At 50.7% G+C, this 13,730-nt stretch carries 11 protein-coding genes; 4 read left to right on the top strand and 7 right to left on the bottom strand.

Annotated elements, in window-relative coordinates; translation table 11 throughout:
• Both clpS and clpA read left to right on the top strand, forming a co-directional pair.
• Positions 1 to 318: an ATP-dependent Clp protease adapter ClpS gene (gene clpS / locus J3999_RS05855; protein ID WP_173284887.1), complete on the top strand. Its 318-nt coding sequence runs from the start codon at positions 1 to 3 to the stop codon at positions 316 to 318.
• Positions 318 to 2,561, top strand: a complete 2,244-nt coding sequence (gene clpA / locus J3999_RS05850; RefSeq protein WP_208126992.1) for an ATP-dependent Clp protease ATP-binding subunit ClpA — start codon at positions 318 to 320, stop codon at positions 2,559 to 2,561. Before clpS ends, clpA begins: the two co-directional genes overlap by 1 nt.
• A gap of 173 nt (positions 2,562 to 2,734) precedes the next feature.
• On the opposite strand, the gene infA is transcribed toward clpA, so the two are convergent.
• The 7 genes from infA to aat all read right to left on the bottom strand — a co-directional run bounded on the left by infA (position 2,735) and on the right by aat (position 7,737).
• Positions 2,735 to 2,953, bottom strand: a complete 219-nt coding sequence (infA, locus tag J3999_RS05845; protein WP_173284891.1) for a translation initiation factor IF-1 — start codon at positions 2,951 to 2,953, stop codon at positions 2,735 to 2,737.
• A gap of 55 nt (positions 2,954 to 3,008) precedes the next feature.
• Positions 3,009 to 3,302 carry a succinate dehydrogenase assembly factor 2 gene (locus J3999_RS05840; RefSeq protein WP_208126991.1) on the bottom strand — a complete coding sequence of 98 codons (294 nt, stop codon included), beginning with the start codon at positions 3,300 to 3,302 and terminating at the stop codon, positions 3,009 to 3,011.
• Between the two features lie 2 nt (positions 3,303 to 3,304).
• Entirely contained in the window at positions 3,305 to 4,015 is a 711-nt protein-coding gene (locus tag J3999_RS05835) for a succinate dehydrogenase iron-sulfur subunit (protein WP_208126990.1), read from the bottom strand.
• Between the two features lie 18 nt (positions 4,016 to 4,033).
• The gene (sdhA, locus tag J3999_RS05830; protein WP_208126989.1) at positions 4,034 to 5,854 is read right to left on the bottom strand and encodes a succinate dehydrogenase flavoprotein subunit; all 1,821 of its coding nucleotides are present in this window, start codon (positions 5,852 to 5,854) and stop codon (positions 4,034 to 4,036) included.
• A 14-nt stretch (positions 5,855 to 5,868) separates the two neighbouring features.
• On the bottom strand, positions 5,869 to 6,222 hold the full coding sequence (sdhD, locus tag J3999_RS05825; RefSeq protein WP_208126988.1) for a succinate dehydrogenase, hydrophobic membrane anchor protein: 354 nt from the start codon (positions 6,220 to 6,222) through the stop codon (positions 5,869 to 5,871).
• Positions 6,223 to 6,253: 31 nt separating this feature from the next.
• The gene (sdhC, locus tag J3999_RS05820; RefSeq protein WP_208126987.1) at positions 6,254 to 6,643 is read right to left on the bottom strand and encodes a succinate dehydrogenase, cytochrome b556 subunit; all 390 of its coding nucleotides are present in this window, start codon (positions 6,641 to 6,643) and stop codon (positions 6,254 to 6,256) included.
• Between the two features lie 314 nt (positions 6,644 to 6,957).
• Positions 6,958 to 7,737, bottom strand: a complete 780-nt coding sequence (gene aat / locus J3999_RS05815; protein WP_208126986.1) for a leucyl/phenylalanyl-tRNA--protein transferase — start codon at positions 7,735 to 7,737, stop codon at positions 6,958 to 6,960.
• Between the two features lie 200 nt (positions 7,738 to 7,937).
• On the opposite strand from aat, the gene dnaE reads away from it, so the two are divergent.
• Entirely contained in the window at positions 7,938 to 11,411 is a 3,474-nt protein-coding gene (gene dnaE, locus J3999_RS05810) for a DNA polymerase III subunit alpha (RefSeq protein WP_208126985.1), read from the top strand.
• A 192-nt stretch (positions 11,412 to 11,603) separates the two neighbouring features.
• The gene (gene acs / locus J3999_RS05805; RefSeq protein ID WP_208126984.1) at positions 11,604 to 13,553 is read left to right on the top strand and encodes an acetate--CoA ligase; all 1,950 of its coding nucleotides are present in this window, start codon (positions 11,604 to 11,606) and stop codon (positions 13,551 to 13,553) included.
• Positions 13,554 to 13,730: the final 177 nt, after the last annotated feature.

The raw sequence follows: 13,730 nt of genomic DNA, 5'->3' as shown, positions 1-13,730 counted from the left end.
ATGTCTGAATCGCACGATTATGATGATGGCAATCTATTGCTGGATCGAGCAAAACCCAAAACCAAACCACCGCGTCGTTATCAGGTTGTCTTATTGAATGACGACTATACGACCATGGAATTCGTTATTGAAGTTCTGCAGCGATTTTTCGGTATGGACGAATTACGCGCACAGGCCGTGATGCTTAAGGTGCATCATGAAGGTAAAGGTGTTTGCGGCGTTTATAGCCGGGAAGTCGCCGAAATGAAGGTGCGTCAGGTGAACGCCTATGCCCGTGAGCACGAATTCCCGCTCAGATGCCAGATGGAGGTGGCGTGATGTTAAGTAAAGAATTACAGCATATTCTCAGCGGCGCATTTGGTGTCGCCAACGAGTACCGACATGAATTTGTCACTTTAGAGCACCTTCTGGTTCAACTTCTGGAAGCGCCGTCGGTTCAGGAAGTCATACTGGCGTGCGGTGCACATCCTGATCAGTTGATCGACGAATTGGAAAAGTATCTGGAGTCGGAAGGCGAAGTCGAGCACGCGCATGAACTGCAACCGACGATGAGTTTTCAGCGCGTCATTGAGCGTGCAATCTATTTTGTGCAGAGTAACGGCTATCCAGAAGTCTTGCCGACTCACGTGCTGGCATCGATTCTGAGTGAGCAGGAGTCGCAGGCGGTTTATGTCCTGGAATCGCACGGCGTAGATCGTCTTAATGTCACCAATTATCTGTCGCATGGCGTCAGTGTTCACGACGGCGAGGATATGCCGATGTCGGGCGAGGACTTGCAGAATGCGGATGACAGTGCACAAGAAAACAGTTCCTCTTCGCCGTTGAAATCGTTTGCGGTCAATCTGAACGAACAGGCGGAAAACGGCAAAATCGATCCGATCATCGGTCGCGACTGGGAAATCGGTCGTACGATGGAGGTTTTAAGTCGGCGCAGAAAAAATAATCCGTTGCTGGTTGGTGAGCCGGGAGTCGGTAAAACGGCCGTTGCCGAAGGGCTGGCTTATCGCATCGTGCATCAACAGGTTCCAAAGATTCTGGAAGACGCCGTGGTTTTCAGCCTCGATATGGGGGCCTTGCTCGCCGGAACGCGTTACAGAGGGGATTTTGAAAAGCGTTTCAAGGCAGTTCTCAAAGCTTTGCAGGAGTTGGATCATGCGATCCTGTTTATCGATGAAATTCATACCATTATCGGTGCCGGAGCGGTACAGGGCGGTGCCATGGATGCTTCGAACCTGATGAAACCGGCGCTTTCCTCGGGAAATTTACGTTGTATCGGCGCAACCACCTACGATGAATTCCGCGGTATCTTCGAGAAAGATCGTGCATTGGCGCGTCGTTTCCAGAAAGTCGATATCAAAGAGCCGACGGTTGAAGAGAGTTTTGCCATTCTAAAAGGGCTCAAAGACAAGTACGAAGCGCATCATGATGTCAAATACACGCTTCCGGCATTGAGGGAAGCGGTAGCACTTTCGGCTCGCTACATAACCGACCGTCATCTTCCGGATAAGGCGATCGACGTAATTGATGAAGCCGGTGCAAAACAGGCGCTGGTTGCGCCTTCCAAGCGTAGAAAGCAGATTGGCGTTCATGAAGTACAGCAGGTGGTCGCATCAATCGCACGTATTCCAGTGACTCAGATTACTCAGAAGGAACGCGATACGCTCAAAGATCTGGAAGCCAATCTGAAGAGGGTGGTTTTCGGCCAGGATCACGCCATCGATCAGGTTGCCAAGGCAATCAAGCTGGCGCGTTCAGGTCTCGGGGAGCCGAATAAGCCGACGGCCTCTTTCCTGTTTGCCGGCCCGACAGGCGTCGGTAAGACGGAGTTGAGCCAGCAGCTGGCGAAGCTGATGGGCGTAGAGATGCTACGCTTTGATATGTCCGAATACATGGAACGGCATACGGTATCTCGACTGATCGGGGCGCCTCCGGGCTATGTCGGCTTCGATCAGGGCGGTTTGCTGACTGAAGCGGTCAGTAAGAATCCGCACGCCATCGTGTTGCTTGACGAGATTGAGAAGGCGCATCCGGATGTCTTTAATCTGCTGCTGCAGGTTATGGATCACGGTACCCTGACCGACAATAACGGGCGTAAGGCGGATTTTCGCAATATTACGCTGATTATGACATCGAATGTCGGGGCCGAGCAGATGTCCCGCGCCAGTATCGGTTTCACCGAGCAGGACCATACACTGGACTTCGATTCGGAACTGAAAAAGGTTTTCACGCCGGAATTCCGCAACCGTCTTGATGGTGTGATTCAGTTTAATCGTCTGAGTCAGGAATCGATGGAGTCGGTGGTCAACAAGTTCATCTATCAGTTGGAAAATGCGCTCCAAGAGAAGAAAGTGGAATTGAACTTGAGCGATGAAGCGCGTGCCTGGCTGGCGAAACACGGCTATGATCCGTTGATGGGCGCGAGACCGATGGGGCGTTTAATTCAGGATAAACTCAAACAGCCGCTGGCGGAAATGTTATTGTTCGGCGACCTGCAGCAAGGCGGTATCGCAAAAGTAGTCGTCAATCCGCAAAAGGATGATCTGGAGATAGAAATACTGTAGCTTGACTGAGGTGTAGAGTGGGCGTAGAGATGCGTCCGCAAGCGCCGAAGTTTTTATCGGTATCGCCTTGATTGAAGAGGCGTACGCGAAAATAAAAACCCCGAGCAGAAATTCTGTTCGGGGTTTTTTACTAAGGGTTTTGCTAGAATCTGCTAAAAGGTCTGGGAGACCGATTATTTTCCGCGGTAGGTGATACGACCTTTAGTCAGATCGTAAGGCGTCAGTTCTACTTTAACGGAATCACCTGCAAGAATACGGATGTAGTTCTTACGCATGCGGCCGGAAATGTGCGCCAGTACCTGGTGCCCGTTTTCCAATTCTACACGGAACATGGTGTTTGGAAGTGTTTCAATAACAACACCATCAAATTCAATAACGTCTTGTTTTGCCATATTTTTAAAATAACCCTTAGTTGAAATCGGGCGGGATTTTAACAAAAAAAACGTTTTAACTCAAATAAACTGTCTTAATCTGTTGGATCAGAGAACGAAAGTGAACGGGAATCGAGTCGTCGCATGCAGGATTGGGGTGCTCGGAAGTCTGAAGCAACCAGCAAAACAGGTCCTGATCATTTTGCGCCAGCAATTGTTGCAGGCGTTGACGATCTTCCTGCGGATAGGATTGCAACTGATTAATGAAATTCACCAGCAGCAGCTCCGTTTCCAGATTGCCGCGTTTGGCGGCAAAACGCATCTGTTTTTTCCAGAGTTCAAAACTCTGTTGTAAATCGGTATCGTTCATCTCTAAGAGCGGTTTTTGACAATCGCGTGTTTCAAGCCTTGAATCGCTCGGCTTGGATTCAGACCTTTTGGACAGGCTGCGGTGCAGTTCTGAATATGCCGGCAACGGAATGCTTTTTCCGCCTTATCGAGGGACTCAAGTCGATCGATTGTGGTGATGTCGCGTGAATCGATGACAAAACGGTTTGCCGCCAGCAATGCCGCAGGACCGGGGAACAGATCCGGGTTCCACCAGAAAGAGGGACAGCTGCTGGAACAGCAGGCGCATAGAATGCATTCATAGCTGCCATCGAGTTTTTCGCGTTCTTCCGGCGTTTGCAGTATTTCGTGTTCCGGATCGCGAGACAAGTGCTCATCGCCTTTCAGGAACGGTTCGACGTTTTTATACTGATCGTAAAACAACTGCATATCGACGATAAGATCTTTAATAATCGGAAAGCTGGGAAGCGGGCGGATATGAATTTTATCGCCTAACGGTTTGACCAGTGTGATGCAACTCAAGCAGTTGTTGCCGTTGACATTCATTCCGTCCGAGCCGCAGACACCTTCCTGACAGCTCGAACGAAATCCGAGTGTCGGGTCTTGGATGCGCAGTTGCTGCAGCAATTCAAGCAGCATGGTGTCTTCGCCGACCTCTGCGTCATTCAGATGGTAAGTCTGGGTATAGGGAGCGGAATCGCTCTGCGGGTTGTAACGATCGATTAGAATCTGCATAGTCGGTACCTGTGCGCTTCAATAGACCCGTTTCTGGGGCTCGAAGGGTGCGTGTTGTGTGGGTTGGCGGTTGACCGGTTTGAAAAGTATGCTTTCGTTTTGCGGATAGAACAGACTGTGTTTCAACCAGTTCTCGTCGTCGCGTTCGCTAAAGTCGACCCGGGTATGGGCTCCGCGGCTTTCTTCTCGGGCCAGAGCGCTGCAGGCGGTCGCCTTGGCGACGGCCAGCAGGTTTTCGAGTTCCAGCGCGCTGCAGCGCTCGAAATTGAACACGGCGCTGTCATCCTGGATTTGTACCTGGGCAAAACGCTGTTCCAGCTGACGCAGTTGCTCGACCGTCTGTTGCATGTGTTGGTGATCGCGAAAAACGCCGCATCCGCTCTCCATTATTTTCTGCATATCGGCGGCGATGGCAAAAACCGAATCATGTGCGGATTCTGACGGGGATGTTTGCAACCATCGTTGGTAGCGTTGCAGCAAGGCATTCAGATTATGCTGAAACGGTCTTGTTGCTATTTCCGGGTTGTTTTGCAGCTGTTTACCGATCTCTTGAGCCGCTTTGCGACCGAAGACGATAATATCGAGCAAAGAGTTTCCGCCGAGCCGGTTGGCGCCGTGAACCGATACGCAGGCACATTCGCCGATCGCGTACAGCCCTGGAACCGGTATCTGTGTGTCGACGCTTTGCCCCGAACGATTTTCGGGATACGGGATATCCGGTTTGACGACTTGCCCGTTAAGGTTAGTTGGAATGCCGCCCATCATATAGTGACAGGTGGGAAAGATCGGGATCGGAGCTTCGATCGGGTCGATTCCAAGAAAAGTCCGGCTGATATCACGGATTCCGGGAAGACGGTTTTCAATGACGTCGTGCGGCAGGTGTGTCAGATCAAGCAGTACATGATCTTTTTGCGGCCCGCAGCCGCGTCCTTCCTCGACTTCGACGGCAATAGCGCGTGCAACTACGTCTCGCGAAGCCAGTTCTTTCACCTTCGGTGCGTAGCGAACCATAAAGGCTTCGCCGTCGGCGTTACGTAAAATCCCGCCTTCGCCACGGGTTGCTTCGGAAATCAGCATTCCCTTACCGGCCACTCCGGTAGGGTGGAACTGCCAGAATTCCATATCCTGCAGAGGAATCCCGGCGCGCTGAACCATACCTAAACCGTCGCCGGTATTGATACTGGCATTGGAATTGGTACGGAAAATCTGTCCTGCGCCCCCGGTTGCGAGCAGAACATGTTTGGCCCAGACAGCCTTGAGGGCGGAATCGTGCAGATTCTGTATCAGTACGCCGCAGACAGTTTCGTCGTCGTCAATAATAAGATCCAGGGCAAAATGTTCAACGAACATTTCCGTACCAGCGCGCAGGTTCTGCTGATACAGCGAATGCAGAATCGCATGTCCGGTTCGGTCGGCTGCAGCGCAAGTGCGTTTAGCCTGTTTCTCCCCGTAATTCTGGGATTGACCGCCAAAAGCGCGCTGGTAAATTTTGCCGTTTTCAAGACGCGAGAAAGGAACGCCGAAATGCTCCAGTTCACGGACGATTTGGTTGGCTTCCCGACACATGAATTCGATAGCATCCTGATCGCCGAGGTAATCGCTTCCCTTGATGGTGTCATACATATGCCACTGCCACTTGTCCTCGGTGACATTGCCCAGCGCGGCATTGATCCCACCTTGAGCGGCGACGGTATGTGAGCGGGTCGGAAACACCTTGCTGATCATGGCAACCTTGTGTCCGGCTTCTGTAAGCTGGAGGGCTGCGCGCATACCGGCGCCGCCGGCTCCAATGACGACGGCGTCAAACTCATATTCCTGAAGGGTGGCTTCTTGCGTCATAAGGGATCCAGTGTCTATAGGTAAGGGTTAACCGAAACGATCAGGGCAAGCAGGTCGGCGGTAACTACGATCAATAACAGGTAGTACAGGTTAAGCCAAAGGGTTAATCGATTTCGCGGAATATAGTCGATAAGAATGTCTCTGCCTCCGATCCAGGCGTGCACCAGAAGCAGCAGATAGGCGACGATACTCAAATACCCGAAAAAACAGTAGTACAGAAGATTCCCTACAATGTTCTCCAAGGAATTGGTTTCCGGGAGAAATGCAATATACAGCGCCATAAGAGGAACGTAGAACAGCAGGTAAACAGCGCTGATTCGTTGCCAGATATGGGCTTTGGAACCGGTGAGTCGCTTAAGTGAAAGCATTTTGATCGGCATCTCCTTTACTTGGTCGGTTTCAGTTCCAGATCGTTTGCCAGCTGAACAGGCAGATCAGTAACCAGACAAGAAGTACTAGCGAATTGCATAGCGGGCTCGCCAGTCTGGAATACCAGGTCGTGTCATAAAGCTTTTCGGCAAGAAGATGGCGTAGCCCGGTTAACCAATGGAAGCTGACCGCAGCCCAAAAGACGCTGTGCATACATAATGGAATCCAGTGCTGGTTGATCGCGCTCAGCCGGACGTCGGGGTGTAACCAGATCAGATTGGCCAGTGCCAGATAGCCGATAAGACTGACAATCAGCAGTAGACCGGTAATTCGGTGCAGAACCGAGAGCCAGGCGTTGAGCGGGAAATGGAAAGCCAGCAGATTCAGTGATCTTGGACGGGGGTCGTTGCTTTGATACATGGCATGAGGTCCTGAAGTTTACTCCTGAAGCTTTTAAACCGTTGTACCTCAATGGGTAAGGGGCCGGTTGCAGGATTTCTGAAACGTTGACTCCATTCTACTGAACTCTACGCACGGGTACACCATTTGTTTGTATACAATTTATGTGCAGGGCAGGATTTGTATATGAATAAACTGAATTAAAATAAAAGGTTATCTAAGCATTTTAAGTCTATGTCTCTAGGTGTGGCGCAGTTTTTCGCATGACCGCCCTTGATGTTTGACTGTCGTTTTAGCCTTGTTCCATGGTAGGCATCCATAAACGCTGCCAGTGATTAGGAATTAGAGTAGCGGGTGCGAAAAACATCCAGTACTGACGGCCAGTCGAGTTCGAAATCCCAGTTTGTGGGTGGGAAAGACTGGCGGGTAAAATAGCGCAGACCGGCCTCGAAGGCATCGCGACCTAGCAATGTGGCACCGAGGCTGCTCAGGTGAGACGTCTCGACCTGGGTGTCGATCCATTCAAAGCCCCATTCTTCGAGCTGAAAACAGATTGCCATCAGGGCCAGTTTGGAGGCGTCGGTTTTGTGGGCGAACATGGATTCACCAAAGAAGATCTTTCCGATGGCAAGTCCGTACAATCCGCCGATTAACTGATCGCCGTCCCAGACTTCAACCGAATGAGCATAACCGTGATGGTGCAACTGTAGATAGGACGAGATCATTTTGTGGTTAATCCAGGTTCCGTCCTGATCTTTGCGCGGGATCGAAGCGCAATTTTGCATGACCTTTTGGAATGCTGTGTCGAGGGTGATTTTATACTCGCCGCTCAGCACCTTGTCGCGCCAGCTTTTGCGCAGACTGCGGCTGATTTTCAGGTTTTTGATCTTAAGCACGCTGCGCGGGTTCGGTGTCCACCAGAGAATCGGGTCGTCGGCATTGAACCACGGAAAGATTCCATTTTTGTAGGCATGCAACAGCCATTGCGGGGTCAGGTCACCGCCTATTGCCAGAAGACCGTCCGGCTCATCCAGAGCCAATTCGCTCGGAGGGAAGGCGATGTTTTCGGGAGAAAGCCAGAAAGGGGCCTGTCCGATCTCAATGGAGTCGTTCATCTGCTGCTATGTCCATAACCGGGTAAGTGGAAGAGCGATCTATTTTACGTTATTAACGGTCGTTAGTTAAGTACCAGCGGAATTATGCCAAAACAAAGGGACAGCTTTATTGCACTTTTACTCCAGCATCTTGCTGGACTAAGGTTTACAATAGGTGATCTCATCAATTCTGACCGACATAAGAAAAACACCCTTAAGTTATGCCTCAATTTGTTCATCTTCACCTTCATTCCGAATATTCCGTGATCGACGGGACACTTGGTATTAAGCCGCTTGTTTCTCTGGCGCAAACCGACAATCAGCCGGCAGTGGCATTGACCGATATTAACAATATGTTCGCTTTGGTGAAATTCTATGGCGCGGCTATGGGGGCGGGCGTTAAACCGGTTCTCGGTGCCGAAGTATTGCTCGAAGATGAACAGGGCGCAGTCTTTCCGGTGGTTCTTCTGGTTCAGAACGAGGAAGGGTATCTCAACCTGTCGCATATGATTTCGCAGTCCAACCTGCACCATCAGAAAACCTATCAGTATGCGGAAATCGGCATAATTCCGAAAACGATGCTTGCCGAGTTGAATGAAGGTTTGATCGCATTATCGGCCGGTCGTCTAGGGGATGTCGGCAGTGCATTGCTGTCGCAGAATCAGGAGTTGATCGAAGAGCGCCTTAACTGGTGGCAAAAGTATTTTCCGGATCGCTATTATCTAGAGTTGATCCGTACTGAGCGCGAACATGAAGAGGCTTATATTCAGCTGGCGCTGCAGATTGCCGAGCAGTGGCAGTTGCCGGTAGTGGCGACCAACGATGTCCGTTTCGCCAGAGAGGAAGATTTCGAAGCGCACGAAGTTCGTACCTGTATTCACGACGGTTTTGTTCTGGAAGATCCGAAACGGCCGAAACGCTATTCTCCGCAACAGTATTTCCGTACTTCTGAAGAGATGATCGCACTTTTTGCGGATATTCCGGAGGCGATTGCCAATACGGTTGAGATTGCGAAACGCTGTAGTCTTAATCTGACACTGGGAACCTATTTCCTTCCGGACTTCCCGATTCCCGAAGGTATGACGATGGATGAGTTTTTCATCCAGGAAAGTCATAAAGGATTAGACGAACGTCTGGATTTTCTGTTCGGTGGAGAATCTGTCGAAGTTCAACAGCAAAAGAGAAAAGAGTATTACGACCGGATCAAATTCGAGCTGGATATTATTCTGCAGATGGGGTTCCCGGGGTATTTCCTGATCGTTGCCGACTTCATTCAGTGGGCTAAAAACCATCAGATTCCGGTCGGTCCGGGGCGTGGTTCCGGTGCCGGTTCCCTGGTTGCTTATGCACTTAAAATTACCGATCTTGATCCGATTGAATATGACTTGCTTTTCGAACGTTTCCTGAACCCGGAACGTGTTTCCATGCCCGATTTCGACGTCGATTTCTGTATGGACCGTCGTGACGAGGTGATCGATTATGTCTCGCGTCATTACGGACGCGATCACGTTTCGCAGATCGTCACTTTCGGAACCATGGCCGCCAAGGCGGTGGTGCGTGATGTCGGTCGTGTATTGGGGCTTGGTTACGGAGCGGTTGACGGGATCGCCAAACTGATCCCGAACGAGCTGGGGATCAAGCTCAAGGACGCCATCGAACAAGAACCGGACATGCAGGCCAAACGCGATTCCGATGAAGATGCAGCACAGCTGTTGGAGTTGGCGCTTAAGCTGGAAGGTACCGTGCGAAACACCGGTAAGCACGCCGGTGGGGTGGTCATCGGTCCGAAGCCTTTGGATCATTTCTGTCCTCTGTCGTGCGAAGCGGACGGAAGCGGCGTGGTAACCCAGTTGGATAAAAACGACGTCGAATACGCCGGTCTGGTCAAGTTCGACTTTTTGGGGCTGCGTACGCTGACCATTATCGACTGGGCGTTACAGTCGATTAACGGCGACAAGCAGCCGGGCGATGAAGGGTTTCTGGATATAGCGCGTATTCCGATCGACGACGAGCCGACTTTCGATCTGATCAAGACCGGTAAGACCACCGGGATTTTCCAGCTGGAATCTTCCGGGATGCAGAATCTGATCGTCAAACTGCGCCCTGACTGTTTTGAAGATATTATCGCTTTGGTTGCTCTTTTCCGTCCGGGACCGCTGGATTCCGGGATGGTAGATAACTTTATCAACCGTAAACACGGAAAAGAGGCGGTAGCCTATCCGGATCCGCAATATCAACACGAAAGCTTGCAGCCGATTCTGGAGCCGACCTATGGGGTTATTCTCTATCAGGAGCAGGTTATGCAGATCGCTCAGGTGCTAGCCGGTTACTCACTCGGTGGTGCGGATTTGCTGCGCCGTGCGATGGGTAAAAAGAAACCGGAAGAGATGGCCAAACAGCGCTCGGTATTTAAAGAGGGTGCAATCGGTATAGGTGTGGATGGCGACCTGGCGATGAAGATCTTTGACCTGGTGGAGAAGTTCGCCGGTTACGGTTTCAACAAATCCCACTCTGCCGCTTACGCTTTGGTTTCTTATCAGTCTGCGTGGTTAAAAACCCATTACCCGGCCGAATTCATGGCCGCACAGATTTCCTCGGATATGGATAACACTGAAAAAGTGGTTCATATGGTGAATGAATGTCTGGCAATGACCTTGACGGTGCTGCCGCCAAATATCAACACCGGCGAAATTCATTTCAAACCTTATGGTGATCGCACCGTTAATTACGGTCTGGGGGCGATTAAAGGCGTCGGAGGCGCGGCACTTGAAGGCGTGATTGCCGAACGCCGCGAAAACGGTCCTTTCAAGGATCTGTTCGATTTCTGTCTGCGAGCCGGTAAAAAGGTCAATAAGCGCGTGGTCGAAGCGCTGGTGCGTTCCGGCGCAATGGATGTCCTGCACGAAAACCGCCAGGCCATGTTGGAAACCATTCCGACCGCGATGAAGCAGGCTGAGCAGCAGCTTAAAAATAACGAGACCGGACAGAATGATCTGTTCGGCGACATGTTTGCTGAGGAGCAGGAGAGTACTTCGCAACTGGCTGATGTTGCCGAAATGTCGCAGAAATTACGTCTCAAAGGCGAGAAAGATACGCTGGGTCTGTATATGACCGGTCATCCGATTGATATCTATCAGGAGGAAATTAACGGTCTGGTTGATTCGCCTCTTATTCAGATGAAGCCGGAGCGCTGGAAAAAACGTTGGGGCGCCGGACTGGTGGTTGACTTGCGAGTCAAAATTACCAAAAAGGGCACCAAGATGGCGATTGTCACCATCGATGATAAAACTTCGCGGATGGACGTAACCATGCGTCCGGCGATTTACGAACAGATTCAAAATGAACTGGCGGTCGACAAGGTGATCATGGTTTACGGTGAAGTTCGCGAAGATACCTTTAACGGCGGCGTAAAATTTGAAGCCGAACAGATCGTCAGTCTTGCGGAAGCCCGAGTCGAAAAAGGGCTGGCGCTGGAGTTGAATGTAAAGGTAGACGACCTTGACGAACAGCGTATGCAGACGTTGCAGCAGATGGTTTCACCATTCTGCAACGAGATCGGTTTGCCGTTGCAGATACAGTATCGCAACCAGCAGGCTCAGGCGCTTCTGAAAACCCGACAGCTGTATTACCCGGATGACGATTTGCTTGAAGTGCTCAACGCTCAAGGGTGGCAACCGAAGGTACTTTCCAGATAAAGTCAGTAAAATGACGGTGTACAGTCACTTTCACTCCGATTTTTACTGAAGAATTGGCTCTTTTTGACCATTTGGGGTTTTATCTCCTTTTTCAAGTGATAAACTTGCACTACTTTTTCTTTGTATTACCGGTCAGGACCTTTTTGCGGCCGGTATTCCTGTTTACTTAATCAGAATAGATGCGGAGTATTCATGTCGAATATTGAATCAATCCTAACGGAAAATCGCGTATTTGAAGTCAGCGATGAAATTAAAAAGACGTTTTCGGTCAGTGAGGAAAAACTGGCTGAAATGCGTGCCAAGGCTGCCGAAGACCATGTGGGTTTTTGGTCCGATCTGGCGCGCGAGAAACTGAGCTGGAGTAAACCCTTCACCGTTGGTCTGGATGACTCTAAAGCCCCGCACTACAAATGGTTCACCGACGGTGAATTGAATGTTTCCTATAACTGTATCGATCGTCATCTGCAGGATAAGAGCGATAAAACGGCAATTATTTTCGAAGGCGACCGCGGCGATATCGAACGCTATACCTATAAAGAACTGCACGACCAGGTGTGCCGTTTTGCCAATACCCTGACCGCTCAAGGTGTTGAGAAAGGCGACCGCGTTATCATCTATATGCCGATGATCCCGCAGGCCGTCATTGCGATGCAGGCGTGTGCCCGTATCGGTGCTATCCACTCAGTCGTCTTCGGTGGCTTCTCTGCCGAAGCATTGCGTGACCGTATTGTTGATGCCGGAGCCAAGATGGTGATCACCACCAACGGCAGTCGCCGCGGTGGCAAAACGATTCCTTTGAAACACGCAGTGGACACGGCCCTGGAAAAAGGTTGTGAACAGGTTAAGAAGGTAATTGTTTATCGTCGTACCGACGATGAAGTTGAGATGCAGGAAGGGCGCGATATTGACTGGCTGGAAGCCGAAGCCGGCATGAGCAACTACCATGACCCTGTTGCGGTGGATTCTGAACATCCGCTGTTTCTTCTGTATACTTCCGGTTCGACCGGTAAGCCGAAAGGTGTACAACACAGCTCGGGCGGTTATCTGCTGAACGCGCATGTAACCAATGAGTGGATGTTTGACCTTAACGATAACGACGTTTTCTGGTGTACCGCCGATGTGGGCTGGATTACCGGGCACTCTTATGTCGCTTACGGGCCGCTTTCGGTCGGCGCGACCATGGTTATGTTCGAAGGTGTTCCGACTTATCCGGATGCCGGGCGTTTCTGGCAGGTCTGTCAGGACCACGGCGTTACTGTTTTCTATACCGCTCCGACGGCAATTCGTGCGTTGATGAAATTCGGTGCCGACCTTCCTAAGCAATACGATCTTGAAAAGCTGCGTCTGCTTGGTACGGTAGGTGAGCCAATCAATCCGGAAGCCTGGATGTGGTATCACGATGTTATCGGTCAAGGTCGTTGCCCGATTATCGATACCTGGTGGCAGACCGAAACCGGTGCGCATATGATTGCACCTTTCCCGGTAACTCCTTTGAAGCCGGGCTCCTGTACTCAGCCGCTTCCGGGTATTGATGCGGTGATTCTGGATGAAGAAGGGAATGAGCTGATCGGCAACGAAGGTGGCTTGCTGGCGATCAAGAAACCTTGGCCGTCAATGATTCGAAATGTCTGGGGTGATGAAGAGCGTTACCGCAACACTTATTTCCCGCTGGAAGGCAAACCTTATTATGTTGTGGGTGACAGTGCGCACCGCGATGCCGACGGTTATTTCTGGATTCTGGGGCGTGTTGACGACGTTCTTAACGTTTCCGGTCACCGTTTGGGAACCATGGAAATCGAATCTGCGCTGGTATCGCACGCTAAAGTGGCCGAGGCGGCGGTTGTCGGTCGTCCGCACGATGTCAAAGGGGAGGCGGTTGCCGCTTTCGTGGTTTTGAATGTCGATCTTCCTGAAGGCGATGAGCGTGAAGCACTGGTTCAGGAGCTGCGCAACTGGGTATCGCAGGAGATCGGACCGATTGCCAAACCGGATGATATCCGTTTCGGTACCAACTTGCCAAAAACTCGTTCAGGTAAGATCATGCGTCGTCTGTTGCGTGCAATTGCCAAAGGCGAAGAGATTACTCAGGATACTTCGACTTTGGAAGATCCGACCATTCTGGATCAATTCCAGAAGAAGTAATCGGCTTTTACAGGCTTTTGCTGGATTCGCTCTTTTACAGGGCAGGATCGGTAAAAGCCGTCATTAACAACTGGCCCTCGATTGAATTCCACTTTAATCGAGGGCTTTTTGTCGTTAAGTACAGACTCTCGTTGGCATCTAAAAAAACTGTAAGTTAATAAAAAATACTTATTTCTA

The sequence above is a fragment of the Thiomicrorhabdus sp. 6S3-12 genome (assembly GCF_017571475.1).
Lineage (GTDB): Bacteria > Pseudomonadota > Gammaproteobacteria > Thiomicrospirales > Thiomicrospiraceae > Thiomicrorhabdus.
This window is presented reverse-complemented; position numbering and strand designations above follow the sequence as displayed.